The organism is Mesorhizobium sp. B2-1-3 (genome assembly GCF_006442495.1).
Lineage (GTDB): Bacteria > Pseudomonadota > Alphaproteobacteria > Rhizobiales > Rhizobiaceae > Mesorhizobium.
Genome location: NZ_VFWL01000003.1, coordinates 338861 through 363986 on the forward strand (window position 1 = coordinate 338861; position 25126 = coordinate 363986).

Sequence of the window (25126 nt, forward strand, 5' to 3'; positions counted from 1 at the left end):
ATCGTTGGCGGTAGCATTGGCCAAAGCCGGGCGCATCGATCGCCATGTGTGGCATGACGGGTCTGCGTGAACCCTGGATGATGCGGCGGCGTTATAAGATTTCTGCAACTGTCTTATAACCACCGCTTGCGTCGCTTGAGTTCATCCTGTTATAAGAGAAACTCATTTTTCTTATAACGGAGCCGGCGCATGAAGACGGTCGATCTCGTTTATCGCACGATGTATGCGGAACTCGTTCAGCGCTGCCTTGGTGCATCGTTCGAAACCGACTTCTCAACGGCGGGAAATTTCGTTCGGGTTCCGGTGAAGGGGCGGGATTATTGGTATTTTGAGGAGACCCAACCCAAGAAGACGCGGAAGTATGTCGGCCCGTCCGATGATCCCGAGATCGCGAAACGCGTTGCAGCCTTCCAAGAGATCAAGGAAGACCTCCGCGGGCGACGGAAACTCGTCTCCACGCTGACTCGCCAAGCAGGGCTGACTGCACCGGACCGGTTCACTGGCGATGTCGTTGGAGCAATGGGAGCAGCAGGAATCTTCCGCCTGAGAGGCGTGCTCGTCGGTACGGTTGCCTTCCAGACGTATGCGGGACATCTCGGCGTGAGATTGCCCGGTGCCTCATTGCAAACCGGCGATGCCGATTTCGCGCAGCACTACTCGATCTCCTCGTCAGTCGACGACAGCCGGCCGCCGATCTTGGAAATCTTGAGAGAGATTGACCCGACCTTCAGGGAGATCCCGCACAGATCGGATCCCGCACACGCGACGCAATTCGAGAATGCAACGAGATACAAGGTCGAATTCCTCACGCCGAACCGGGGATCCGATCACTACACCGACCATGCCACTCCGATGCCAGCACTGGGCAGAGCTTCGGCGCAGCCCTTGCGTTTCCTTGATTTCCTCATCCACGAGCCCATCCGGACCGTGATGCTGCATCGGTCAGGGGTGCCTGTAACCGTGCCGTCGCCGGAACGCTATGCAGTTCACAAGCTCATCGTCGCCTCTCGCAGGCAATCAGATGCAAACGGCGTCGCCAAGCGCGAAAAGGACGTCTATCAGGCCAGCCTCCTTATCGAGGCACTGGAGGCCACCCGTCGCCAGGACGACCTTGCAACAGCGCTCGCGGAAGCGTGGGGCAGGGGGCAGCACTGGCGCGAGGCGATGCTGAAGGGGCTGAGCCTGATGCCGCCGAAGAAACGACAGGAAGTTGAGGAGACAGTCAGAAAGGCCCTTGTCGAGATCGGCGAGGAGTTGGACGGCTTCAACTCGGCCGTGAAGTCGTCGCCAGAAAAAAGTGCGACCCGAAAGCCGCCCTGTCGCTTGGACTGAGGAATATCCTCGTTGATCAGGATCGCGTACGAGGGAATATACCGTAGCTGAGGTCTGTTCGCCGTGTTCGTCTAAAACAAGGCACTAAGGAACTATAAGCTGGATTGCCTCGGGCGATCGCTTGCCTACCTGGCCAATACGGTAAAGAACCCTGCCTGACCAGCCGGAAAAGTGCGTAGATCGCACCACGACCGCAGCGGCCGTATGGTGGTTTTGCGTCTTCACCACGCTGGCGAGTTGGAGCGCGACCTGACCCGTGAATGCGCCAGCTGGTCTTCCTACCGCCAGAGCACGCGGCCGCAAAGGCGGACGGAAATTCGCGCTCACCAAAGCGCGGATACGCCTCGCCCAAGCTGCCACGGGCCCGCCAGTTCCGCAATAGCATTCCGAACAGCCCGATCGACGAGAATGCTGCGCTTCGGTGGAGACGAGCGTTTGCTTTTTTCAACCCATAGCCGTGCCAGACAGCTCTACCGACCCTGCGGGGAGCCGCGCAAAAGTGTACCAATTATAGATCTGCTCGCCCGTCCAGAATGCCACGTCGCGATGAGAGGAGATATAATCCAGCAATTCCTCCAGATAGCCAATCCGATGCGGAACACCGCTAAGATAAGGATGGACGCTGATGGACATGATCCGGGGCGAGGTCGCGCTCTCCCGATACAGCCGGTCGAACTGGCGCTTGCCGCGCTCGAGCAGTTCCGCCGACGAGTGCTGCGCCACAGCCATTATTGCGACATCGTTAATCTCCACCGTATAGGGGAGTGTCACCAGCCGGCCGGCCGTCGTCTTCAGTTCGCAAGGCAGGTCGTCCATTACCCAATCGGCGACGTACCGAATTCCTTCTTCAGCGAGGATGTCGGCCGTGTCCGAGGTCTCCGTAAGCCCTGGGCTTTCCCATCCCACCGGCGGCTTACCGGAAATCTTGGACAGCGCGCCGATTGTGCGCCGAATTGCAACGCGCTGGTCTTCGAGGTTGTGCATCGGCCCTTGGAGCCAACCGTGACCCATCAGTTCCCATCCGGCGTCGTGCGCGGCATGCGCGATCCTGGGATAGACCTCGCACACTGATCCATTGATGGCCAACGTCGGAACAATTGTTCGGGATGTCAGGCTCTCGTGGATGCGCCAGAAGCCGACCCGCATGCCGTATTCGTGCCACGACCAATTCGGAATATCGGGTAGCATCGGCATGCCCATCGGCGGCGGCAAGACGGTGCGCGGCATCGGCCGCCTCGCGTCCCAATGTTCGACATTGACGATCAGCCACACCGGCATCCTGACGCCGTCAGGCAATTTCAGCGGCTGTCTATCGACGATGGCCTGGTAGTCTATTCGTTCGCGAGGGCTCAGCGGCATGCGACGGTCCTAAGGGCTTGGAACGCACTTGGATTGATCAGCTTCATAGGGTGACTCGCCGTCAACCCAGTCGCACCACCAGTGGGCCGATACGTATAGACCTCCACCACGCCGCCGCCAAGCGGATGCAACGTGGGGCGCCTTGGCTTGGCACAAAGGACGACCAGTTGCACAAGCAAGCAGACGCATGATGATGTTTAGCCTTGTTTGATCGTCAGCCCGCCGTCTACCAGCAAAGTCTGGCCCGTCACGTATCGCGCTGCGTCGGAAGCCAGAAACAGGATTACATCCGCCACCTCGTCGGGTTCGCCGATGCGACGCAATGGAATGGAAGGAGCCTGAGCCACCAGCCGCGCTTCACCCATCGAGTGCTCCTCGGAGAGGGATTGTGCCGTGCGGATGAAACCGGGCGCGACGCCGTTGACCCGGATCCCGTCGCCGCCCAACTCGGCGGCCAAGCCTCGCACCAAACCCAGAACGCCGGCTTTGGCGGCGGAATAATGGACATGCTCGGCCCAGCCATAGCTCATGCCTGAAATCGACGATACCGCCACGATGGCGCCTTTGCGACGCTCTCGCATGCGCGGCGTGGCAGCGCGTGCCATCCGGAACACGCCTTTTAGGTCAATGTCGACTGTGATGTCCCACTTGGCATCGCTCATCTGCGCCAGCGGCACCTTGTGGGCGATACCCGCATTGGCCACCACGACGTCCACGCCGCCATACTGCTTGTCGATTTCCCCCACGACGTCGTCGACCTGATCCGATCTGGTCACATCGAGTTTGCGGAAATAAGCATCCCCGCCGCCCGCCTTGATCTCTTCGGCCACCTGCTTGCCTTCGGTCTCGAGAATGTCGGTCACGCAGATTCTGTAGCCAACCCTGGCGAAAGCGAGGGCCGTGGCGCGGCCAATGCCGATGCCGGCGCCGCTGATGATTACGGTAGGCTTGGTCATGACGATCTCCCGGACACTGCGTGGTTCGATGCGATTGTGGACATGAGGCGCATCACTCGATGACGCCGATCTTGCCGTGTTCCAGCGAAAGAAACACCGCAAGGATGAGAATTAGGCCGGTGATGATCTTCTGCTTCTCGCACGAGATGCCGAGAATGATCAGGCCATTGCTCCGCATGGCCATTATGAGGGCCGATATCACACTGAGTTCGAAGGAGGTTGCGGTTGTCGGCGTCGCCGCACCCAATCTTGCGGCGACGACGCGCGAAGTCACCGAAGCAGTCTGCAACGCCATAGGCGGGTGCAACGTCCTGACAGGCTGAAAACTGTCGTTCGGCACGGCCGGCGTCTCGCTCACGGCTGGTGCAATTGTCGGAACAGCTTGAACAGTTCGGCTTTCTTCTCGAAGCCGACACCGGGAACATCGGGTAGCCCGACATAGCCATCTTCGACCGCGATGTCGTCGGCGAAGCCGCCAAAGGGCTGGAAAACGTCGGGATAGGATTCGTTGCCGCCCAGATGCAGCCCTGCGGCAATGTTGAGCGACATCTGGTGTCCACCATGCGGCACCACGCGTCGTGACGACCAGCCAAGCGCCTTCATCACCTCCAGCGTGCGCAGGTATTCCACCAGGCCATAGGAGAGGGCACAGTCGAACTGAAGATAGTCGCGGTCGGGCCGCATGCCGCCGTAGCGCAAGAGGTTGCGCGCATCCTGGTGCGAGAACAGGTTCTCGCCTGTCGCCATCGGCCCACCGTAGTGGTTCGCCAGTTCCGTCTGCAACGCATAGTCCAGCGGATCGCCGGCCTCCTCGTACCAGAACAGGCCGTATGGCTGCATCGCCTTGGCATAGGCGACGGCGGTCTTCAGGTCGAAGCGTCCGTTGGCATCGACAGCCAGATACTGGCCCCCACCGACCACCTCCAGCACGGCCTCGATGCGGCGCAGATCCTCATCCAGGGGCGCCGCGCCGATCTTCATCTTCACGACCTTGTAGCCGCGGTCGAGATAGCCCCGCATCTCCGCCTGAAGCTTCGAGTGATCCTTGCCGGGATAATAGTAGCCGCCTGCCGCGTAGACCCAAACTTTCTCGTCCGCCACGCCCGCCCGGTAACGGTCCGCCAGCAGGCGCCACAGCGGGACGCCGGCGACCTTGGCGACGGCATCCCAGACGGCCATGTCGATGGTGCCCACCGCCACGGACCGTTCGCCGTGGCCTCCGGGCTTCTCGTTGGTCATCAGCGTCTTCCAGATGGCGAACGGGTCAAGGTTGTCGTTCTCATGGTCGATCAGTGTTTCGGGATCGGCCTCGAGGACGCGCGCGAGGAAACGGTCGCGCATCAGCGCGCCCTGCCCGTAGCGGCCATTCGAGTTGAAGCCGTAGCCAACCACCGGCTTGCCATCACGCACCACGTCGGTGATCACGGCGACGGCCGAGCAAGTCATCTTCGAAAAGTCGATATAGGCGTTGGCGATGGGGGAGGCGATCGAGACGGTCTTTTCCCTGATGTCGACGATGCGCATGCTTGGTCCTATCCTTCGAGTGCCTCCGCCACCGCCTTGCCGCAGGTGACGGTATCGGCCTTGCCCCCGAGATCACCGGTGCGGGTGGCTTCGCTCTTCAGCGTGGCTTCGATGGCTTCCACGATCGCGCGGCCAGCCTCCTCGTGACCAAGATGGTCGAGCATCATGGCGGCCGTCCAGATCTGTCCGATCGGATTGGCGATGCCTTTCCCGGCGATGTCCGGAGCCGAGCCGTGTACCGGCTCGAATAGCGACGGAAAGCGGCGTTCCGGGTTGATGTTGGCCGACGGGGCGATGCCGATCGTGCCGGTGCAGGCGGGTCCGAGATCCGAGAGAATGTCGCCGAACAGGTTCGATGCCACCACAACGTCGAAACGGTTCGGATTGAGCACGAAATGGGCTGCCAGAATATCGATGTGGTACTTGTCCCAAGAGACATCCGGGTATTGGGCGGCCATCGCCTCGACGCGCTCGTCCCAATACGGCATGGTGATCGAGATGCCGTTGGATTTGGTGGCCGATGTGAGGTGCTTGCGCGGACGCTTCTGCGCCAGATCGAACGCATAACGCAGGATGCGATCGACGCCGACGCGCGACATCACGGTTTCCTGGATGACGATCTCGCGCTCCGTGCCCGGATACATCCGGCCGCCGATAGATGAATATTCGCCCTCGGTGTTCTCGCGCACGACGTAGAAATCAATATCGCCGGGCTTGCGGTTGGCGAGCGGCGAGGGCACGCCCGGCATCAACCGGACGGGGCGCAGGTTGACGTATTGGTCGAACTCGCGGCGAAACTGCAGCAGCGATCCCCAAAGCGAGATATGGTCGGGAACCATGGCCGGCCAGCCCACCGCGCCGAAGAAGATGGCATCATGGTTTCCGATCCGGGACTTCCAGTCCTCCGGCATCATGCGGCCATGCCTGGCATGGTAATCGCACGACGCAAAGTCGAAATGGTCGAGCTGTAGGTCGATGCCGAAGCGCCTTGCCGCCACTTCCAGTACACGAAGTCCCTCGGGGACGACCTCCTTGCCGATCCCGTCACCGGGAATGACCGCGATCCTGTGCTTCTTTGCTGACATCATGGTTCCTCGGCTGCAGGAATGGGACGGCGGCGATGGACGGCCGCCTTACGGAAATCAGGCGGTGGAAGAGCGGGCATCAGCCGCCGAAATATTCGATCTCCTGGCGCAGGCGTTCGCCCTCGATGCCCATGCCGAGCAGGACGGCCACGAGCACTCGTGCTTTCTGGCCGCTCAAGTCGCCGGCAAAGATCACGCCCCCGTCGGAGAGTGTCTTGCCGCCGCCATTGCCATAAATCGGCTTGACCCGGCCGCGCTGGCAACGACTGGTCATGATGACGGGAGTACCATTGGCGACAAGCGACGTCGCGGCGGCAGTGACGGCGGGCGTCGCGTTACCCCGCCCGAAACCCTCCAGAATGATGGCCTTGGCACCATCCTGGGCGGCGAAGCGGATGTAGCGGTCACCGATCCCCATGACCAGCTTGATAAGATCGACATCAGCGACAATGCCTTTTGCGTCGTAGGTGCGGCGCAGGACCGGCTTGCGGTGCAATACGATGCGGTCGCCGTCCACTTCCCCGAGCTTGCCGTGCTCGTAGGAGATGAAGGTATCGGTGCGTGAACTGTGCGACTTGCTCACGTCACGCGCAGCATGGAATTCCTGCTCGAAGCAGATCATCGCGCCCAGGCCCCGCGCAGTTTCGGACGCGGCTAGCCGGATGGCATCCGTGAGGTTGCGTGGGCCGTCGGGGTTCGCCTCATCGGCCGCGTGCTGTGCGCCGGTGAACACTATCGGCTTGTTAGTCGCGACAAGGAGATCAGCCAAAAAGGCGCTTTCCTCCATCGTATCGGTCCCGTGGGTCACCACGACCCCATCGAAGTCACCTTGAAGGTGGTGTGAAATCCGCTGGGCCAGTGCAAAGCCGAGCGGGAGGTCGATGGCATAGCTGCCGACGTTGCAGAACTCGTCGATGGCGATGTCAATGCCATCGAGCGGATCGTGCAGCATGGCGCGCAACTCCGATCCTGTGACGCTTGCGGTGACATGTCCGCTCTCGGCTTCCAGCTTGGATGCGATCGTCCCTCCTGTTGTCATCAGACAGATTTTTCGCATTTCGGTTCCTCGCTGCCGTACCCGACGTTGAATAATTTGGTCAGACCAAGAAATCAAGAAGCTATTTTTTTGTGCATGAAATGCACGAATTTTTCGCATTTTTTGTGATTGACGGTCAGGCCAATTTGTCCATTAATGTCAGTTACGCTCTTTGGTCTGTCCAAAAGCGGAAAGATAACGAAGCGTATTCGCGCAACCAATGGGGAACGAGAGATGGTTGATGATTTTACCAGAATTCGGTTGGCGCCCACGCGCCGTCAGTTCCTGAAAACGACTGCCGCCTTCGGCGGTGCCGCACTTGCTGCATCGACCGGCCGCTTGGGGGAAGCCTTCGCGCAGGACGCAAACAGTACGCTGGTGATCGCGGCGCCCGCGACGCCCCAGGGCCTCGACATCGAGTTCGACGTCAGCCTGGGCTCCATCGATTCCCTCGGTGCGCTCTACGAGTACATGCTTGGCTATGAGAAGATGGATGATCCCAATGCACCCGGCGTGCTGCGGGAGGATACCGGCGTCCATACCGACAAGCCGAACAACCTCGCCTTGCGCGGCCGGTTGGCGGAAAGCTGGGAAGTGGCCCCCGATGGCCGCAAGGCGACCTTCAAGCTACGCGAGGGTGTCGTCTCCAACTGGGGCAACAAGTTCACGTCCAAGGACGTAAAATGGACTTGGGACCGCAAGTTCAACCTCAAGGGGCAAGGCCTGTTCCAGACCGCGGTGCTCGGTCTCAAGACGCCTGACCAGATCAAGGTGGAAGGCGACTATGCGGTCTCCTTCAATCTCGAACAGCCAAATCCATTGCTTCTCAAGCAGCAGTGTAACCTCGCCAACCCGATCTACGACGCCACCAAATGCGCCGAAGCCGGTGGCTCCGACGACCCGTGGGCGGTCAATTTCCTCAAGAACGATAGTGCTGGCTTTGGCCCATATCGCCTTGCCCAGCTCGTGCGCGGTCAACAAGCCGTGTTCGAGGCGCGCGAAGACTACTGGGATGAAAAGCCCTTCATGAAGCGCGTCATCATGCGCGAAGTGCCGCAGTCGGCCAGTCGTTTCTCGCTGCTGCAGGGCGGCGCGGTCGACATCGCACAGTTCCTGCAGCCGCGCGAACTGGAGGCGCTGAAGAAGCAGCAGAACGTGGCGGTGGATGCCGTCAATTCGTCCTACATGATCTGGCTGGAGCTCAACTCCAAGATCGCTCCATTCGATAATGTCGACGTGCGCCGTGCCATCAACCTCGCTATCCCGCGCGACGAGATCATCCGCACCATCTACTACGGCTATGCCGACGAGCAGAAGGCGCCGATGCCCTATATCTACCCGATGGCGGATGAAAGCTTCTTCGCGTACGGCTATGATCTTGCCAAGGCCAAGGAGCTTCTTGACAAGGCAGGCGCCAAGAACCTGGCGACCACCTTGTCCTACAACGCCGGCGACCCGACGCAGGAGCCGATCGCATTGCTGATCCAGACCGCGCTAAAGCAGATCGGCGTGGAGCTGACGTTGGAGAAGCTGCCGGCCGGCGTGTTTTACGAGAACGTCACCAAGCGCGCCAAGCCGATGATCTTCTATCTGGATTCGCCGTGGACGCCGGATCCGGGCTACTCGACCTACCTCTACTTCAACTCCGAAAGCTACGTGAACTATTCCAATTATGACAACAAGAGCGTCGATCAGATGATCAAGGACGGTCTTGCCACGCTTGATGACAATGTGCGTAAGCAGAAATACTCGGAGGTGCAGAAGACGTTGATGGACGAAGCGCCCTGGGGCTTCATTGCTTATCCGAAATACACGCTGGCGCGTAAGGCGAACCTCAAGGGTTACACTTACTACACGTCCAATAATCTTCGGTTCCAGGATTTCAGCCGCGGCTGATGAGGTCTTGTCCCTGGAGGCTGCCGCCTCCGGGGACAAGTTAGTGTATCGGAAAGATCTTAGATGTCTTCGAAGCTTAGCCTTCTCCTGAGGCTGGCGGTCATCCGGCCGAGATTTGCGATCGGCTATCTGATCGTCATCGCGATCACCCTGCTGGCGATCTTCGCGCCGGCCATTGCACCCTATTCGCCGACCGAGGCGGATTCGGCCAGCTTCCTGCAGCCGCCGGATGCCACCCATCTCTTTGGCACCGACAATGTCGGCATGGATATTTTCAGTCGTTCCATCTACGCGCCCCGCATCGACCTGACGATCGCGATACTGGGCACGCTCCTGTCGGCGCTGATTGGCGGCTCGATCGGTGCTGTTGTTGGTTTCTACAGCAGCGGGCGCGGCATTCGCGTGTGGCTATCCTTCGCCGTCATGCGCGCGGCCGACGTGCTGCAGGCATTTCCCATTTTCGTCTTCGCCATCGCCCTGGTTGCCAGCCTCGGTCAGAGCATCCAGACGGTGGTTCTGGCCATAGCCTTCGTCAATGCGCCGATCTACTTGCGTCTCATGCGCTCGCAGGTGCTCAGCATCCGCTCCATGCGCTATGTCGAGGCTTCGCAGGTCAATGGCCTGTCGGACATGCAGACCATTCGGCGCCACATCATTCCCAATGCGATGGCGCCGGTGCTGGCGCAGCTATCGGTCAATGTCGGCTGGGGCATCCTGCTGACCTCGGCGCTGTCCTTCGTTGGTGCCGGCGTGCGCGCGCCGACACCTGAATGGGGCAGCATGATCGCCATGGGCTTTCAAAACGTGGTGACCGGCCAGTGGTGGCCGTCCATGTTCCCCGGCGCGATGCTCGCGATCACCGTATTCGGCTTCTCGTTGGTCGGCGCGTCCATCGAGGTCCTGGCCGATCCGTCCAAGCGCCGGCAGCTGCTGAGCGATGCACGCGAGCATCGCCGCCGGGTCGACCGGCCGGCGGAGGGCGCCTGATGCGCATCCTGGCCTATCTCGCCAAGCGCCTGATTTTCGTGATCCCGCAGTTGCTGGGCATTGTGCTCGTGAGCTTCCTGCTGGTGAAGAGCATTCCGGGTGACCCCGCTGTGCTGATGCTCGGGCCCACGGCGACGCCTTCGGCCATCGCCTCACTGCGCCAGCAGCTCGGGCTCGACCAGCCTCTCTACATGCAGTTCCTGATCTATGTGCGCAATCTCTTGCATGGCGACCTGGGAACCTCCTGGCAGACAACGCGGCCGGTGCTCGAGGATCTGCTTCAGCGCTTCCCGGCGACCCTCGAACTCGTCACGCTTTCGCTGCTCCTGGCTATCATCGTTGGGGTAACGCTGGGCGTCTATGCGGCGCGCAAGCCAAACGGCTGGATCGCGCGCCTGTCCGATCTCTATGGCTTGAGTGCCGGTGCGCTACCGGACTTCTGGTTCGCCCTCGTGCTGATCTTCATCTTCTATACCGTGCTCGGCTGGGCGCCTGCGCCTCTCGGCCGTATCGACATGATCGTCATACCGCCGGCGCCGGTCACCGGAGCCCTCACCATCGACGCGCTTCTCGCCGGCGACCTGCAGGCCTTCTGGTCTGCCTGCGCGCATCTGGTCCTGCCGGTGATGACGCTCGGGCTCCTGAATGCCGGTCCCATCCTCAAGATGACGCAGGCGACGATGGAGAAGATGCTGGACTCCGATTTCAGCCGCTTTGAAGTTTTGTGCGGGGTGCCGCAGAACCTTGTCGTGCGCCATGCGCTGCGCAATGCGTTGCCATCGATCGTCACCATTATCAGCGTGCTCTACGGCTTCCTGATCGGCGGTGCGGTGCTCGTCGAGATCGTGTTCTCGTGGGGAGGGGCGGGGCAATACGCGGTGCAAGGTGTGCTGAATTCGGACATCTATCCGGTTCTGGGCTTTGTGCTCTTCTCCGCCATCTTCTCCCTCATCGTCTACATCGCGGTCGACCTCATCTATTTCCTGCTCGACCCGCGGATCAGCAATTAATGTGAGAATGTCATTGGGCGCAGCAGAAATCATAAGCAAAACGCGCAACGCGTCCGGCGGCGACAAGCCGCCGTTGATCGACATCAGGAACTTGCGCGTGACGTTCCCGTCCGGAAGCGCCGAACCGAAGGCGGTGCTGAAGGGCATCGACCTTGCAGTACAGCCTGGCGAGATCGTTGGCCTGGTCGGTGAGAGTGGCGCGGGCAAGACGACGCTCGCCCGCTCCATCCTCGGGCTGCCGCCATCGCCGGGCCGCATCGCCGGCGGCGAAGTCCACTTCGAGGGCCGCCAGATCCTCAGCCTGTCCGAATCCGAACTCCGCCGTCTTCGCGGCCGCCGTCTCTCGGTCGTGGTGCCGAATCCCCGCGCTGAGCTCAATCCGCTGCTCAAGGTCGGCGACCAGATCGCCGCGATGGCGAGGATCCATCTCGGCGTCGGCGGCAAGGAGGCGCGGCGCATGGCGTTGAAGATCCTGCACGACGTGCAGATACCGGACCCGGAACGGCGCATGGATGCCTATCCTCACGAACTGTCCGGCGGCATGGCGCAGCGCGTCGTCATCGCCATGGCGCTGATCTGCAGCCCGGCCTTTATCATCTCGGATGACGCCACCAGCGGACTCGACGTCACGGTGCAGGCGCAGATCCTGGCCCTGCTGACCAAGCTTGCCTCGGAGCATGGCAGCGCCATGCTGTTCATCACCCGCGACGTCGGCATCACCGCGCATTTCTGCAATCGCATCGCTGTGCTGTTCTCGGGCGAAATCGTCGAAATCGCGCCGCGCGAGGCTCTCTTCCTCGCGCCCGCGCATCCCTACACATTGATGCTGCTTGCAGCCTTCTCCCATAGCCCCAGGCTGCGCGACAGCTGGAGCGTGCCGGACACTGGCCGGCGGCGCGAACCGCCCACCGGCTGCCAGTATGCCAACCGCTGTCCCATCTCTCAGCCGGTTTGCCGCGCACAGCGGCCACCTTTCGCCGAGATCGGTCCGGGCCACTTCGTCCGCTGCCATTTCCCCGTGAGGCACGCATGAACGCCGTCCTGACCATCGACAACCTCTACAAGCGCTTCCCCATTGCCGGCTCCAAGCAGGTGGTACAGGCGATCAACGGCGTCAGCCTGACCATCGAGCCGGGTGAGACACTGGGGCTCGTGGGCGAGAGTGGCTCAGGCAAGACCACGGTCGGCCGCTGCATCGTCGGCCTGATCGAGCCGACCGCCGGAAACATTCGCTTCCGCGGCACCGACCTGGCGCAGCGCCATCAACACAAGAGCAAGCTGGCTGGCAAGATTCAGCTTGTATTCCAGGAACCGAACGAGTCGCTCGACCCGCGCATGAAGATCGGCGACACGATCTGCGAGCCGCTCCTGCCGCTAAAGCTCGACCGCGAAACGAGGCGCCGCCGCACGGCCGACGCCTTGCGCCTGGTGCGGCTGGATACCGACTTGCTCGACGCCTATCCTTCCGAGCTGCCTTCCGGGCAACAGCAGCGTGTCGGCATAGCGCGCGCCATGGTCACGGAGCCCGAACTCGTCGTCCTCGACGAACCGACCTCGGCGCTCGACCCGACCGCCCGCGCCGAGATCATCGATTTGCTGCGGCGCATCCAGAGCGAACGCAACACCGCCTATCTGTTCATCTCCCACGACCTCTCCACGGTGCGCTTCATCAGCCACCGCGTCGCGGTGATGTATCTCGGCATGATCGTTGAGCAGGGCAGCGCCGAAACGGTCTTCAATCGCCCGCAACATCCCTATTCCAGTGGTTTGCTGTCGTCGGTCATGCTGCCGCATCCGCATCTCAAGATCGAAAGCAGCGTCAGCCTCAAAGGCGAGATCCCGAGCCCGATCAATCTGCCCCAGGGCTGCTTCCTGGCATCGCGCTGCCCGTTCGTCATCGATCGCTGCCGCCGTGAGATGCCGCCGGCTGAGACGGTCGGCGAACGGCACACGGTCCATTGCTTTCGCCACAAGGACGTCGCCGCTTCGGTGCCGGCCTCCGACACCTTCAACGTGTTCATGAAGGAAGCCGAACGCATCCTCGGCCGGCCGGCGCCCGGTGGTCTCGCGTCTTCGCTACGATAGTCAATCAACCAGGAAATGGGAAACCAAGCATGTCAGGACGTCTCGCTGGAAAGAAAGCACTGGTCACGGGAGGCGCACGCGGCATCGGTGGCGCGATTGCCACGGCCTTCGCGCGCGAGGGCGCCGACGTGGCCGTTCTCGACCTGAAACTCGAGGCCGCCGAGGCGCGCATCTCCGCCCTTGCTGATTTCGGTGCAAGGACCTTCGCCGTCGCGGCCGACGTCAGCGACGAGGCGCAGGTCGAGGCAGCCGTCAAGAAGGTGGAGGCGGCGCTCGGCCATATCGACATACTGGTCAACAATGCCGGCATCGACACGACGTCCGTCGTCGCCGAAATGAGCACCGGCATGTGGGACCAGATGATGGCCGTCAACCTGCGCAGCGTCTTTCTTTGCACGCGCGCGGTGCTGAAGCCGATGATTTCCCGCAAGTTCGGCCGCATCATCAATATCGCCTCGCAGCTCGGTCACAAGGGCGCGCCGGAAATGGCGCACTATGCGGCCGCCAAGGCCGGTGTCATCGGCTTCACCCGCTCGCTCGCCTATGAGGTGGCGCGCGACGGCATCACCGTGAATGCCATCTGTCCCGGCCCGATCGAAACGGAGCTATTCAAGGCGCTGCCGGAGGAATGGAAGAAGCGCAAGCTCGGCGAACTGCCGATCGGCCGCGCCGGCCATGTCGACGAAATCGCTCCCACCGCCGTGCTGCTGGCGTCGGAGGAGGGCGCTTACTACATCGGCGCGACCATGAATCCGAACGGCGGCGATGTCATGCTCTGATCAACCGCGGGCTGAATGGTTCCATCCAAATGTATCTTGTTCTAGCTATGTGGCGACAATTCCTGCTGACGCTGGGGCCTAGCCATGATGAAACGCAATCTTAGTGATGATGGAAAGACGGCGGCCTTACAGCCGCCCGACCTGCGGCGCGAGCGCCGGGAAGCCAGCGGCGGTGTGGCCCAGGCAACGGTGGCCGCCTTGCAGTCGATGATCCGCGACGGCAGGTTGCGACCAGGCGATACATTGCCGCCGCAGCGCGACCTGGCCCGCGACCTCAATGTGAGCCGCGCCACGCTGCGCGAGGCTCTGTCGATCCTCGCCACCATCGGCGAGATCGTTGCGCGCGAGGGAGGGCGGGGCTTCGTTTGTGCCGACCCTTCCGGCGCACCGGCAACTCCGTCCTGGCGCTTCGCGGCGCGTTATTCGCTGAGCGAGGTCTATCAGTTCCGCTACATCGTCGAATCCTACGCCGCCGAGCTCGCGGCGCTGACCCATACCGATCAGGAGATCGCCGACCTGAAGGAATGCACGATCGCCTTTCGCAACGCGGCGCGCGAAAAGGACCTCAATTCCTACGCGCAGACGGACTTCGATTTCCACAACCTCATCATGCGCATCTCGCGCAACAAGCTGCTGGTGGACATGCACCAGACATTCGCGAGCGTGCTGCTGGAGAGCCAGCGCCTGCCCACCGAGCGGCGGGGCAATCTGCTGTTCGCGGTGCAGGAGCATGATCGCATCCTGGAGGCGATTGCCATGGGCGATCCCGATGGCGCCAACTACTACATGCGCAAACATATCAGCATGGCGGGAAGCCGGGCCGGTCTTCCACCCTCGCAACTACCCTAGACGCCCTTCGGCCGGGGACATGAACAACGAAAGGAAGAGAGATGCCGAAAGAAATGTTTGTATCCTACGGAGTGGACGTTGACGCTGTCGCCGGCTGGTTGGGTTCCTACGGCGGTGAGGACAGCCCTTGCGACATCTCTCGCGGCGCCTTCGCAGGCAAGGTCGGCAGCCTCCGGCTGCTTCGGATGTTCGAAAAGTGGGGGATCAAGACGACATGGTTCATCCCCGGTCATTCCATCGAGAGCTTTTGGGACGAAATGAAGGAAGTGGCGGACGCTGGCCACGAGATCGGCATGCATGGCTACAGCCACGAGAACCCGATCGCCATGTCGCCCGAGCAGGAAGAGGCCATCTTCAACAAGTGCGTCGACCTGATCACCAAGCTTTGCGGCAAGGCGCCTCGCGGCTATGTCGCTCCCTGGTGGGAGTTCGGCTCGAAAACAAATGAGCTTTTGAAGCAGAAGGGGCTGCTCTACGACCACTCGCTGATGCATAACGACCATCACCCCTACTATGTGACGGTCGGCGACCAGTGGACGAAGATCGATTATTCCAAGCATCCATCCAGCTGGATGAAGCCGTATTCGCAAGGCGAGGAGACCGATCTCATCGAGATACCGGCATCCTGGTATCTCGATGACCTGCCGCCGATGATGTTCATCAAGGCCTCGCCCAACAGTCACGGCTTCGTCAACCCGCGCGATATCGAGCAGATGTGGCGCGACCAGTTCGACTGGGTCTACGAGAACTACGACTATGCCGTGTTCCCGCTGACGATCCATCCCGACGTGTCGGGCAAGCCGCATGTGCTGAAGATGCACGAACGGCTCCATGACTATATGAAGGGCTTCGAGGGCGTGAAGTTCGTCAAGATGGAAGAGATCGCGGCCGATTTCGGCAAGCGCTTCCCGCGCAGCGGCAAGGCACGTCCCAAATCCTGAGCGGCTTCGGCGTACTATGCCGGGATCGCCGCGCGGTCTCCGGCCCGGTTCGCTTGAGTGGTCAGACCCGATAGATCGGATTGATTATACTTTCTGTGTCATCTCGCCGATGGCAGCTCCCGTCAATTCTGCTGGAAACAGCAGAATTGATGGTGGATTTGGTGCCCTTCGCATTGCTTTTCGACCACCCATTTCCGGTCAGACCAAATGTGCTGAAAATTCAAGCTTTCTTGCAAGTTTTCTTAATTGTCATGGCGGGTAAGGCGTGCTAGCTCCAATCTTGGTCTGACCAAATAGGGAAGACTGGGAAGAGGTGGAATGAAGGATAGAACGCACAACGTCCTTGATTTCCGATCCGTGTCCAAGCGCTACGGTGCCACGATTGCGCTTGAGGATATTTCGTTTGAAATGCGCTCCGGCGAAGTGTGCGGTCTGCTCGGCGAAAATGGCGCCGGCAAGTCGACACTCGTGAAGATACTGAGTGGCGTCGTCACACCTGATACCGGCTCCATCGAATTGCGCGGCGCTCCTTTCAAGCCGCAGGGCATTGTGGACGCCCGCTTGGCCGGCATAGCAACCGCCTTCCAGGAACTCAGCCTGATTCCGACATTGTCAGTGGCCGCGAACCTGTTCCTGCCGCGCCCGGCACTCAACCGCCTTGGTCTGGTGTCGGCGCGCAACATCGAGCGTGAGGCGGCTGAGATTCTTCAAGCCCATGACGTGGCGGATATCGCGCCCCGGCGGCTGGTCGAGGATCTGCCGCTCGGCATGCGCCAGAAGGTCGAGATCGTGCGTGCGCTGCGGCACCGCCCGGCCGTGCTGGTGCTCGACGAAGCGACCGCCGCGCTCTCCGACCGTGAATGGCTTTTCAAGCTGGTCGATGCCGCTGTTCGTGGCGGCACGTCAGTGCTCTACATAAGCCACAAGCTCGACGAGATCCGCCGCTTGTGCCAGCGCTGCGTTATCCTGCGTAACGGCCGCAAGGTGCTGGAAAGCGATGTTGAATCCATGAGCGACGAAGCGATATTCAGCAGTATGGCCGGTCGCTCCGTGGTTGAATCCGCGGAGAAGGCGCCGTCGGCGGTTCGCGTCGGCGCCACGCCGGCGCTGGAGGTCGGTCACCTGATCGGCCCTGGCGTCAATGATATCAGCTTCTCGCTGGCTCCCGGCGAGATTCTTGGTGTGGCGGGTCTGGAGGGTCACGGGCAGTCCAGTCTCTTCAAGTCGCTGGTGGGCTTGTCGACGCTGCGAGAGGGCACGATCTCGATCGCAGGCAAGGCGACTTCGGTCGGCTCGCCTCGCGCGGCGCGTAGGCTCGGCATGGTGCTGGTGCCGGAGGAACGAAAGTCCGAAGGACTGTTTCACGATCTCACCACGCAGGCGAATATCTCGCTGCCGGTGATAGGCAAGGTGAGCCCATTCAAGCTCGTAAACAGATCTTCCGAGCTGCGGCTGGTGGAGCAGGTAACCCCGGCAGTGAACCTTTCGAAGCAGCTCCTGCCCCTCAACGTCGGCGCGCTTTCGGGCGGCAACCAGCAGAAGGCGGTGCTGGCGCGGGCGCTGATAACGGGCGCGCGGTGCCTGCTGTTGTTCGATCCCACGCGCGGTGTCGATGTCGGCGCCAAGCGCAACATATACGCCATGATGCGCGCGTTCGTGCGCGATGGCGGCTCGATCCTGTTCTATTCGACTGAACTGGACGAACTCGTTCAGCTCTGTGATCGCTGCCTCGTTCTCTACCGCAATTCGATTGCCGGCGAGCTGGGCCGCGACCATCTCTCACAGGACCGTATGCTGTCGCTGGCATCCGGTTATCGCGACGGGTCGCGGCGGCCTGCCGCCCAAGGGGCGTAACGATGGCATCCGATACGCCTCGCGGCCGCTTGACAATTCTAGGCAACGGAGCGGTCGCCGCCATCGGCCTGCTTATCGTCATGTTCGCCGTCTATGCCGCCCACGAGCCTTCGGCACTCTCGCTGTTCGGCATCGGTAACCTCCTCAACAACGCCATCGTACTCGCCCTCGCCGCAACGGGACTGACGCTCGTCGTGGTATGCGGCGAGCTGGACCTTTCGGGCCCCGGTGTGATCGCCATCGCGAATGTGGTGGTGGCGACGGTGAGTGGCGGCGATGCGGGCGCCCTTGGCAGCTTCGGCCTGGTTCTGTTGGTCGGCCTCGTGGTCGGTGGTCTCAACGGCATACTGGTCGCCTATTTTGGACTGCAGTCGCTCGCCGTGACGCTCGGTTCTCTGATCGCATGCCAAGGCATCGCGCTCCTCATCCTTCCGGCACCTGGCGGCGAGGTGGTGGAATCCATCGCTTATGGCATCACCGGCGACATTCTACGCATTCCCGTGCCGGCGATCCTGTTGGTGCTGGTGCTCGTCTTCTGGTTTCTGCTCAAGCATTCGCGCATGGGCATAGCAATGTACGCGGTCGGCACGGATCAGACGGCCGCGCGGCTCTCGGGGCTCAATATCCGCGCCACCAGGCTATTCGCTTTCGTGGCCGCCGGCCTGTTCTATGCCATGGCCGGCTTCGTTTTCAGCGCCGAGATCGGTTCGGGCGATCCACGCATCAGCGATTCCTTCTTGCTGTTCATGTTCGCGGCGGTCGCGATCGGCGGCACGTCCCTGTTCGGCGGTCGCGGCGGGGTGGTCGGCACGCTGGCCGGTGCAGGTATTTTGACGGTGTTGCAAAAGATGCTGTTCGCGCTCGGCGTGGCTGACTTTTACACCAACATCTTCAACGGACTTATCATGATCTTGGCAATCCTTTTCGGCCAAGCCTCCGTCTATTTGGCGCGCCGTTCCGCGAGAAGGGAAGCCTGATGACCGACAAGGACATTACGACCCCGGCACAGACGTCCGAGCACGGCGCGCAGAGCGCGCGCCGCGCACTTGTCTCATCGGACCTTGTGCCGCCGATCACCGTGTTCGCCGCCACGGCGCTGCTGGTCATCGGCACGAAGATCGCCAGTCCCAATTTCGGTTCGTTCGACCAGCTCACCGCCATACTGGTTACCGCCATCTTCCTGGTGGTCGCTTCGTTCGGGCAGGGGCTGGTGATCCTTCTGGGCGGCATCGACTTGTCACTGGGCGTGGTCATCGGTGTCGGCGGCATGATGATCGCGGAACTTACGCGCGGCAGCAACGACGCGCTGCTGTACGCCATTCCGCTTACCCTCTTGTGCTGTCTTGGCATCGGTCTCATCAACGGCATCGGTGTGGCGATTGCCAAGATCCCGCCCTTCATCGTGACGCTGGCGTCCGGCATCACATTCTTCGGGGTGGCGCTGGGTTTCACCGCGGGCAATTCGCAACAATCGGTCGCTCCTGCGATCCAGCAGTTCATGAGCTCCCGCTGGCTGGGGGTACCCTACCCCGTCTATTTCATAATCGTCTTTGCGGTGTTCGCCTGGCTGTTCCAGAACAAGAGCGCGGAAGGCCGCAAGCTCTACGCCATTGGCAGCAGCCCTGGCGCGGCCAACGTGCTGGGCCTGCCGATCGCCGCGCTCACCATCGCAGTCTATGCCATCAGCGGCCTTTGTGCCGGAATGACCGGCATCCTCTTGGCCGGCTATTCCTCGAGCGCGACGCTTGACATGGGCGATGCGCTGCTGATGCCCTCCATCGCCGCCGTCGTCATCGGCGGCGCACGGGTCACCGGTGGCTCCGGCATCTATCTCGGAACTCTTGCCGGCGCGCTCTTCCTCAGCACGTTGTCCACCGTCATCACCACGCTCAGCCTCTCGCAGGGATTCCGCGACCTGGTGCAGGGCGGGATCATCATCATCGCTTTGCTGCTCCAGCGTGGGCGGCTCAATCTGCGAAGCCGTTAGTCGGCGGTCGCTTCAAATGGGAGAAAGAACATGAAGAACGCTTCGCGTAGACTGACTTACGGCCGGGCGGCCATCGCCGCCACGTTGCTTGGTCTGGGGACATCCAGCGCGAATGCCCAGGATACCTACAAGGTGTTCCTGAACATGAGCTACAGCGGCAACACCTGGCAGGCGAGCGCCGCCAACGGCATCAAGGCACTGGCTTCGACCCCGCCTTACGACAACCAGGTAGAGTTCAAGACCATTATCTCCGGCACCGACGTGCAGAAGCAGATATCTGACCTCCAGAGCATGATCGCGGCAGGCGCCAACGCCATTCTTCTGTATCCGCTCTCGCCGACTGCGCTCAACCGCACCATCAAGCAAGCCTGCGATCAAGGCGTCGTGGTGTTCACATACGACAGTACGGTTACGGAGTCCTGCGCGCACAACGTCTCCAACATCACCGCCCGTTACGGCGCCAATACGGCGCAGTGGATGGTGAACCAGATGGGCGGCAAGGGAGAGCTGATCTTCAACCACGGCGTCGCCGGCACGACCGTGACCAAGACCTATGACGAACAGGCCTATGGCGTGTTCAAGAAATATCCCGACATCAAGATCGTCGGCGATTTCTATGGCAACTGGAACGACGCGACCTCGCAGGAGGAGGTTGCCAAGATCCTAGCCGCGCACCCCAACGTCGACGGTATCTGGACGGTTGACGGCACCTTTGGCTCTTTGCAAGCCGTCATCAACAGTCGTCCCGACAAGCTGGTCGTGATTGCCGGCCAGTCCAACAACGGCTATCGTCTCGCGATGGCGGATCCGGCAATGCAGGCCAAGGGCCTGAAAGGCGTCTCCTCGAGCGCGGGTCCGGCCGTTGGCGGCTACGCCTTCAAGCTCATGATGGAAGTCGTGACCGGCAAGAAGAAGCTAACCGCTAACAACATCGAATATCCGCTGCCATGGGTTGAGCCGCAGGATGTGAAGCTCTGCCAGGGTGAGACCTTCGTTGACGGCTGCAACACTTTCCCTGCCGACAAGGTGCCACCGCTCTTCATCGACACCTCGCTGAACGGCGATCTGCTGCCCGAACTCAGCTTGAAGTCGGTGCAAGATGGTACGCCCACGCCGGGCGCAACCATCAAGGATCTGCCCGACGTGACCTACGCCGACAATTTGCCCGGCATCAACTGCGGAAAATGTGAGCCGACCAAGGGCTGGCTGGAGCCAAACAAGGTTAAGCCGATCCCGGCCCCTTGAGTTCCTCGACAGAAGAACGCGGCCTCGGCATTTCCGAGACCGCGTTCTTCTTCTGGTCGAAGCCTGCGGTAGACCAGGCAGGGGGGACTTGGCATCGCCAGGCAGGGCAACCACCTACAGAGGAACTGTAAGGCCCTGTCGGGGTCAAACGGTCTCCGAAGACGGTCATCCAAGGAGCAGATCATGTGCTCGCTATGCGGCGTTCTAGGCAGCAACGAACATTGGACCGATGCCGTGGCCCGGCCCGGCGTTTACACGCGCAACGTCGAAAACGTTGACCGGCGCCGTGAGCGCGCCAATCGCGTCAGGATAGCTAATCTCATCCTGGCCTCCTTCGGCATGCGGCTGGCGGACTGGCAGGGGACGGCCTTTGTCATTTCAACGCGAACGGGCAAGACAGAGATCATCAACGATCTCGGACACCTATGGCAGGCTGCGGAGCGTCTTTCGGGCAGGACTTGCGATCCGTTGGAGGCCGATGTCATCGCAAGCTTCGAAGCCGGTCGCGATGGCTGAACTACCGCCTTTCACCCCGGTCCACCTGCTGACAGGTTTTCTCGGCTCGGGCAAAACGACGCTTCTGAAACGGTTGCTTGATGACCCTGATCTATCGGACGCGGCCGTGCTCATCAATGAATTCGGCCAGGTTGGGCTCGACCACCACTTGGTGGAACGAATTGACGAAACCATGGTACTGCTTCAGTCCGGCTGCGTGTGCTGCACCGTGCGCGGTGAACTGGCCGACGCGATCCGCGATCTATATTCGAAGCGGGAGCGAGGCCAGATATCCCCGTTCCGGCAGGTAGTGGTCGAAAGTACGGGGCTGGCTGACCCATTTCCGATTCTTTCGACGCTAAAATCCGATCCGATGCTGAAGCACCATTTCATCGTGGGAAATGTGGTGACCACCGTCGACGTCATGAACGGGATTGCCAACCTCGACCGATATATCGAATCCAATCGTCAGGTGGCCATTGCCGACAGGCTGGTCATGACCAAGACCGATCTCGCTGACGACGCCAAAATCGGGCGACTTGCAGATCGGCTGGAGCGCATCAATCCGGATGCCCCGATACTGAATGTCCGCTCCGGGTTCTGCGCACGAGATCTGTTCGAGCAGGAGACTGTAGCCCGTGCAAGCCAGCTGCAATCGCAGTCAGGCTTCTTCTGCGAGGAGGCTGCCGTGTTGGCGACTGCCGACGGACAGGCGCATCAAGCGGCGATCGCATCCTGCGTCCTGGTCTGGGACGAGCAAGTCGATTGGACCGCGTTCGGCTTATGGCTCACCATGCTGCTCAACAGACATGGAGAGCGTGTCCTTCGGGTGAAGGGCATCCTGAACATCGCAGGTGAAGACCGCCCGGTCGCGGTCCACGGTGTGCAGCATCTCGTTCATCCTCCTGTACATATGGAGGCGTGGCCGAGCCAAGACCGCACATCGCGGCTGGTCATCATTGCCGACGGCCTCGATTTAGAACGGGTGCAGCGCTCATTCGCTGCATTCGCATTGGCCAGCCAGCCCAAAGTCATGGTGATCGGCGGCGCGTAGCCGAGCGCCAATGTACCCCACACGGACCAACCGACCGCGGCGATGGTCATTGGCATGCCGATCATGATGATCATCGTGGCGATGCTGGTGCTGCTGATGATCATGCGTCATCGGCGACCGAAGCGCGGCGGCGATGATCAGCATCACGCTGCCTTCGTCCCAAGCGAAAGCCGCTCCCCGCTCAGAAGACACAAACCGCCAAGCGCGGCGCGGCCGACGCGATGTTGAGCGCCTCTCATACACGCTGCGGCTCGGTGCGGCATCCCAGAACCACGATCACGCCCAACTGCGTCGGCATCTTGCCGATTTGGTCGCGGCCTACAATTTCGGTCGCAGACTCGAAACCCTCAAAGTCTCACCCCCTACGAGTTCATCTGCAAGGCATGAGCTTCCCAGCCCGAGCGCTTCACTCTCAATCCGCTCCAGCAAATGCCGGGACTTCTCTATTCGGTGTGTTGAAGTCAATCGCTTTCAAGCTTCCTCTACCATGGGCATTTGATGTCTTTCGCGAGGCCCTGCTTCTCTTCGGGATCGGCGCTTTGGCCCTCCCAGCATGGGATCAGTTGGAATGAAGGGGACAATCTAAACAGCGTTCTCACCACGTTGCCGCGGTGGAAACGAGTCCCGGCACGTCCTCTCTTCATCCTCCGTCCCGCGAAGGACATGTATCCGCCCTTGGCGGATCCCGTTATCGGATCTTCTCCCTTTCGTTTGGTGGACCCGGCTATATCACCCCCGTCGCTTCCTCTCGCGCCCAGCGGAACTCACCGCCGTCGGACCATATTCTGTGCATGATGACAGCCATTCTGCGAGCAAGGGCAACGGTCGCCCTTTGCCGGCCTCGACGTTTGGCGATGTTCATCCCCAAGTTTTCAGCCATGACCACTTTTTCACCACCGTCAGCAAGACTTGCGCGGCTTCATAAAGCAGCGTCCGCATCATGGCGTCACCGCACAGGGAAACACGTCCGACGCGATTGTCCTCGCCTGATTGATGCAACCGCGGCGTCAACCCGAGAGCCGGACCTACGGCTTTCGAGTTCTTGAAGCGTGCAGGAACGTCGACCGTGGCATTGAAAGCCAGCGCAACGACAGGGCCGATACCAGGCACGGTCATCAACCGCCTGCAGAACCGTGTCATCCTTCACGATCGACAACAACCTTTCATGCAGCACCGTGAACTGCTCGCGAAGTTTCTGTCGGGCGGCAAGCAACGCCTCCATAATGTCACATAGCTCCGGAATGTCGTTGGAAAGGTCCTGGATGCGATCTGCAAATTTGGCAGCGCCGACAGACTGGTGCAGCCATGGGTATCTCCCCTCGACAACCCCCTTCAGAAAAAACGCATCCAGCGGCCATTTCTCCTGAATTCCCGCACTTTGGCTTTCCAGCGATAAACTGGCCTTGGGCGATGAATGGAAACGGTCAGGTGTCTGTGCTCGAGAAGGTCCACATAATTGGCACTGTTGAATTTCGATTTCGGTCTCGAATTAAGAAAGCTGGTGCAAATCCAGCTTGATCGGCCTCTCGGGCTTCCGGACGAAAAGCGCAGATCCTGTTGCATTGCGCGCTGGATCGCCGATCGCGCTATCGCCCAGGCCCTAGCGAAGTAAGCAAAGGTACGTTCGCCTCCTGCAATCTGGGAGTTCTTGCCGACATCGGCGCGAAGGGCACTTGCGCCTTCGTAAAGCGTTCTCCTGTCAGAGATGCGGTGAAGGCTCCATGATCATGAAGAGAACGGATGGATCAGGTTCGAATGACAATGTCTCAACGGGCGTGCCGGCGTCCTTCCCCTTTGATCGGACCACCGTCGAACGCTTCCGGAAGAGTTTTCCCCGGGCCCGCTGGAGCGATCAACTCAAGGCCTGGTTTGTCCCGGGAAAGACCGCAGCTCGGCGCGTCAATCGTTGGATGGAGCAAGAACTCGCCGGATCGAGCGTGCATGCTGACAGCAGAGGACGCGACGCCTACGCCTTCGATCCTATCGTTTCCAAGTACCTGTTCGTGCACCAGGATCGGCTGGAGGTGCAAACACCATATTCTCGCTCGGTGGTGAAGGTGATGCGCGACGTGCCGTTTGCGTCCTGGGATCCCGACAGGCACGCTTGGAAAGTGCCATATCGCTCCTATGAACAACTGCATCGACGCTGGGCGGAAATTGAGGCTGCCGCTCTTCGCAACGAGCCCGAAGCGCGAAAACAGCGCGCGGCGCAGAGGCAGGGGTCTCCGCAAGAACTGGCGTCTCGCGCCCATGCCACGGAACGCCGCCGCAGGCGCTATCCGCTGGATCCAAACGATCTTCCGCCGCTTGGCCGGCCGGTAATGACACGGGGCTACGGTGTCATCGTCTTCATCGGGTGCGATGGCGAGCCCGTCGATGGCGACATTCTTGGTACCCAGTACGCCGACTTTCCAGACCACCATGACTATGTCTGGGGTCGGTGGCGTCCCGCCGCCTTCGATGAGCTCATCAAGACCTGGCCCTCGCGAACCAAGACGGAGATTGGTGACGCGCTTTGGTGGCAGCCAACTCTCGATGACCTCAGGGTCGCACGAAAGGCGGCGCGTGGGTTGGAAAGACGGCGAGGTCGAGTGTGACCCTGTTTGCCACCGTTGAGGCTCTTCTCGATGCCTCCACCGAAGTCTGCAAAGT

Annotated in this window: 23 protein-coding genes and 1 pseudogene; 17 read left to right on the plus strand and 7 right to left on the minus strand. The window is 61.0% G+C overall.

Annotation, left to right across the window (positions count from 1 at the left end; all coding sequences use genetic code 11):
* Window positions 1–189: 189 nt before the first annotated feature.
* The gene (locus tag FJ973_RS08785) at window positions 190–1332 is read left to right on the plus strand and encodes a GSU2403 family nucleotidyltransferase fold protein (RefSeq protein ID WP_140523249.1); all 1143 of its coding nucleotides are present in this window, start codon (window positions 190–192) and stop codon (window positions 1330–1332) included.
* A 444-nt stretch (window positions 1333–1776) separates the two neighbouring features.
* On the opposite strand, the gene FJ973_RS08790 is transcribed toward FJ973_RS08785, so the two are convergent.
* The 6 genes from FJ973_RS08790 to FJ973_RS08815 form a co-directional block, all read right to left on the minus strand.
* Entirely contained in the window at window positions 1777–2691 is a 915-nt protein-coding gene (locus tag FJ973_RS08790; protein ID WP_140523252.1) for a polysaccharide deacetylase family protein, read from the minus strand.
* A gap of 197 nt (window positions 2692–2888) precedes the next feature.
* Window positions 2889–3647 (minus strand): SDR family NAD(P)-dependent oxidoreductase, encoded by a 759-nt coding sequence (locus tag FJ973_RS08795; RefSeq protein ID WP_140523255.1) that lies wholly within the window; start codon window positions 3645–3647, stop codon window positions 2889–2891.
* 52 nt (window positions 3648–3699) lie between these two features.
* Window positions 3700–3942: a hypothetical protein gene (locus tag FJ973_RS08800; protein WP_140523258.1), complete on the minus strand. Its 243-nt coding sequence runs from the start codon at window positions 3940–3942 to the stop codon at window positions 3700–3702.
* A gap of 59 nt (window positions 3943–4001) precedes the next feature.
* Window positions 4002–5171 (minus strand): mandelate racemase/muconate lactonizing enzyme family protein, encoded by a 1170-nt coding sequence (locus FJ973_RS08805; protein ID WP_140523261.1) that lies wholly within the window; start codon window positions 5169–5171, stop codon window positions 4002–4004.
* An 8-nt stretch (window positions 5172–5179) separates the two neighbouring features.
* The gene (locus FJ973_RS08810) at window positions 5180–6256 is read right to left on the minus strand and encodes a tartrate dehydrogenase (protein ID WP_140523264.1); all 1077 of its coding nucleotides are present in this window, start codon (window positions 6254–6256) and stop codon (window positions 5180–5182) included.
* Between the two features lie 79 nt (window positions 6257–6335).
* Window positions 6336–7313, minus strand: a complete 978-nt coding sequence (locus FJ973_RS08815; protein ID WP_140523267.1) for an asparaginase — start codon at window positions 7311–7313, stop codon at window positions 6336–6338.
* Window positions 7314–7526: 213 nt separating this feature from the next.
* Between FJ973_RS08815 and FJ973_RS08820 the strand changes: the two genes are divergently transcribed.
* The 15 genes from FJ973_RS08820 to FJ973_RS30830 all read left to right on the plus strand — a co-directional run bounded on the left by FJ973_RS08820 (window position 7527) and on the right by FJ973_RS30830 (window position 22702).
* Window positions 7527–9188 carry an ABC transporter substrate-binding protein gene (locus FJ973_RS08820; protein WP_140560030.1) on the plus strand — a complete coding sequence of 554 codons (1662 nt, stop codon included), beginning with the start codon at window positions 7527–7529 and terminating at the stop codon, window positions 9186–9188.
* A 63-nt stretch (window positions 9189–9251) separates the two neighbouring features.
* The gene (locus FJ973_RS08825; protein ID WP_140523273.1) at window positions 9252–10175 is read left to right on the plus strand and encodes an ABC transporter permease; all 924 of its coding nucleotides are present in this window, start codon (window positions 9252–9254) and stop codon (window positions 10173–10175) included.
* The gene (locus FJ973_RS08830; protein WP_210239621.1) at window positions 10175–11185 is read left to right on the plus strand and encodes an ABC transporter permease; all 1011 of its coding nucleotides are present in this window, start codon (window positions 10175–10177) and stop codon (window positions 11183–11185) included. Before FJ973_RS08825 ends, FJ973_RS08830 begins: the two co-directional genes overlap by 1 nt.
* A gap of 97 nt (window positions 11186–11282) precedes the next feature.
* Complete coding sequence (locus tag FJ973_RS08835) at window positions 11283–12218, plus strand: ABC transporter ATP-binding protein (RefSeq protein WP_181165428.1); 936 nt, start codon at window positions 11283–11285, stop codon at window positions 12216–12218.
* Window positions 12215–13270, plus strand: a complete 1056-nt coding sequence (locus tag FJ973_RS08840; RefSeq protein WP_140523278.1) for an ABC transporter ATP-binding protein — start codon at window positions 12215–12217, stop codon at window positions 13268–13270. Before FJ973_RS08835 ends, FJ973_RS08840 begins: the two co-directional genes overlap by 4 nt.
* 29 nt (window positions 13271–13299) lie before the next feature.
* Window positions 13300–14049, plus strand: a complete 750-nt coding sequence (gene fabG / locus FJ973_RS08845) for a 3-oxoacyl-ACP reductase FabG (RefSeq protein ID WP_140523280.1) — start codon at window positions 13300–13302, stop codon at window positions 14047–14049.
* Between the two features lie 84 nt (window positions 14050–14133).
* Window positions 14134–14898, plus strand: coding sequence for a FadR/GntR family transcriptional regulator (locus tag FJ973_RS08850; protein ID WP_224656196.1), 765 nt, complete (start codon window positions 14134–14136; stop codon window positions 14896–14898).
* 41 nt (window positions 14899–14939) lie between these two features.
* A complete protein-coding gene (locus FJ973_RS08855; RefSeq protein ID WP_140523283.1) occupies window positions 14940–15839 on the plus strand; it encodes a polysaccharide deacetylase in 900 nt (299 codons plus the stop codon).
* A gap of 318 nt (window positions 15840–16157) precedes the next feature.
* Window positions 16158–17693, plus strand: coding sequence for a sugar ABC transporter ATP-binding protein (locus tag FJ973_RS08860; protein WP_140555431.1), 1536 nt, complete (start codon window positions 16158–16160; stop codon window positions 17691–17693).
* Window positions 17694–17695: 2 nt separating this feature from the next.
* Complete coding sequence (locus FJ973_RS08865) at window positions 17696–18670, plus strand: ABC transporter permease (RefSeq protein WP_140523288.1); 975 nt, start codon at window positions 17696–17698, stop codon at window positions 18668–18670.
* Entirely contained in the window at window positions 18670–19680 is a 1011-nt protein-coding gene (locus tag FJ973_RS08870; RefSeq protein WP_140523290.1) for an ABC transporter permease, read from the plus strand. Before FJ973_RS08865 ends, FJ973_RS08870 begins: the two co-directional genes overlap by 1 nt.
* A 30-nt stretch (window positions 19681–19710) precedes the next feature.
* A complete protein-coding gene (locus FJ973_RS08875) occupies window positions 19711–20925 on the plus strand; it encodes a sugar ABC transporter substrate-binding protein (protein ID WP_140523293.1) in 1215 nt (404 codons plus the stop codon).
* Between the two features lie 183 nt (window positions 20926–21108).
* The gene (locus FJ973_RS08880) at window positions 21109–21441 is read left to right on the plus strand and encodes a hypothetical protein (protein WP_140523295.1); all 333 of its coding nucleotides are present in this window, start codon (window positions 21109–21111) and stop codon (window positions 21439–21441) included.
* Complete coding sequence (locus FJ973_RS08885; protein ID WP_140523298.1) at window positions 21434–22474, plus strand: GTP-binding protein; 1041 nt, start codon at window positions 21434–21436, stop codon at window positions 22472–22474. The genes FJ973_RS08880 and FJ973_RS08885 overlap by 8 nt, the downstream gene beginning before the upstream one ends.
* 54 nt (window positions 22475–22528) lie before the next feature.
* Window positions 22529–22702, plus strand: coding sequence for a hypothetical protein (locus FJ973_RS30830; protein WP_181167739.1), 174 nt, complete (start codon window positions 22529–22531; stop codon window positions 22700–22702).
* A 496-nt stretch (window positions 22703–23198) separates the two neighbouring features.
* Here the strand turns inward: FJ973_RS30830 and FJ973_RS08895 are convergent.
* A pseudogene (locus FJ973_RS08895) lies at window positions 23199–23636 on the minus strand (transposase); the annotation flags it as partial.
* Between the two features lie 559 nt (window positions 23637–24195).
* Here FJ973_RS08895 and FJ973_RS08900 point away from each other — a divergent pair.
* Complete coding sequence (locus tag FJ973_RS08900) at window positions 24196–25071, plus strand: hypothetical protein (RefSeq protein WP_224656195.1); 876 nt, start codon at window positions 24196–24198, stop codon at window positions 25069–25071.
* The last annotated feature ends 55 nt before the right edge of the window (window positions 25072–25126 follow it).

Coding starts and splice junctions, on each gene's coding strand:
- FJ973_RS08785 (WP_140523249.1), top strand. CDS start 190: ATGAAGACGGTCGATCTCGTTTATCGCACGATGTATGCGGAACTCGTT.
- FJ973_RS08790 (WP_140523252.1), bottom strand. CDS start 2,691: ATGCCGCTGAGCCCTCGCGAACGAATAGACTACCAGGCCATCGTCGAT.
- FJ973_RS08795 (WP_140523255.1), bottom strand. CDS start 3,647: ATGACCAAGCCTACCGTAATCATCAGCGGCGCCGGCATCGGCATTGGC.
- FJ973_RS08800 (WP_140523258.1), bottom strand. CDS start 3,942: ATGGCGTTGCAGACTGCTTCGGTGACTTCGCGCGTCGTCGCCGCAAGA.
- FJ973_RS08805 (WP_140523261.1), bottom strand. CDS start 5,171: ATGCGCATCGTCGACATCAGGGAAAAGACCGTCTCGATCGCCTCCCCC.
- FJ973_RS08810 (WP_140523264.1), bottom strand. CDS start 6,256: ATGTCAGCAAAGAAGCACAGGATCGCGGTCATTCCCGGTGACGGGATC.
- FJ973_RS08815 (WP_140523267.1), bottom strand. CDS start 7,313: ATGCGAAAAATCTGTCTGATGACAACAGGAGGGACGATCGCATCCAAG.
- FJ973_RS08820 (WP_140560030.1), top strand. CDS start 7,527: ATGGTTGATGATTTTACCAGAATTCGGTTGGCGCCCACGCGCCGTCAG.
- FJ973_RS08825 (WP_140523273.1), top strand. CDS start 9,252: ATGTCTTCGAAGCTTAGCCTTCTCCTGAGGCTGGCGGTCATCCGGCCG.
- FJ973_RS08830 (WP_210239621.1), top strand. CDS start 10,175: ATGCGCATCCTGGCCTATCTCGCCAAGCGCCTGATTTTCGTGATCCCG.
- FJ973_RS08840 (WP_140523278.1), top strand. CDS start 12,215: ATGAACGCCGTCCTGACCATCGACAACCTCTACAAGCGCTTCCCCATT.
- fabG (WP_140523280.1), top strand. CDS start 13,300: ATGTCAGGACGTCTCGCTGGAAAGAAAGCACTGGTCACGGGAGGCGCA.
- FJ973_RS08850 (WP_224656196.1), top strand. CDS start 14,134: ATGATGAAACGCAATCTTAGTGATGATGGAAAGACGGCGGCCTTACAG.
- FJ973_RS08855 (WP_140523283.1), top strand. CDS start 14,940: ATGCCGAAAGAAATGTTTGTATCCTACGGAGTGGACGTTGACGCTGTC.
- FJ973_RS08860 (WP_140555431.1), top strand. CDS start 16,158: ATGAAGGATAGAACGCACAACGTCCTTGATTTCCGATCCGTGTCCAAG.
- FJ973_RS08865 (WP_140523288.1), top strand. CDS start 17,696: ATGGCATCCGATACGCCTCGCGGCCGCTTGACAATTCTAGGCAACGGA.
- FJ973_RS08870 (WP_140523290.1), top strand. CDS start 18,670: ATGACCGACAAGGACATTACGACCCCGGCACAGACGTCCGAGCACGGC.
- FJ973_RS08875 (WP_140523293.1), top strand. CDS start 19,711: ATGAAGAACGCTTCGCGTAGACTGACTTACGGCCGGGCGGCCATCGCC.
- FJ973_RS08880 (WP_140523295.1), top strand. CDS start 21,109: ATGTGCTCGCTATGCGGCGTTCTAGGCAGCAACGAACATTGGACCGAT.
- FJ973_RS08885 (WP_140523298.1), top strand. CDS start 21,434: ATGGCTGAACTACCGCCTTTCACCCCGGTCCACCTGCTGACAGGTTTT.
- FJ973_RS30830 (WP_181167739.1), top strand. CDS start 22,529: ATGCCGATCATGATGATCATCGTGGCGATGCTGGTGCTGCTGATGATC.
- FJ973_RS08900 (WP_224656195.1), top strand. CDS start 24,196: ATGATCATGAAGAGAACGGATGGATCAGGTTCGAATGACAATGTCTCA.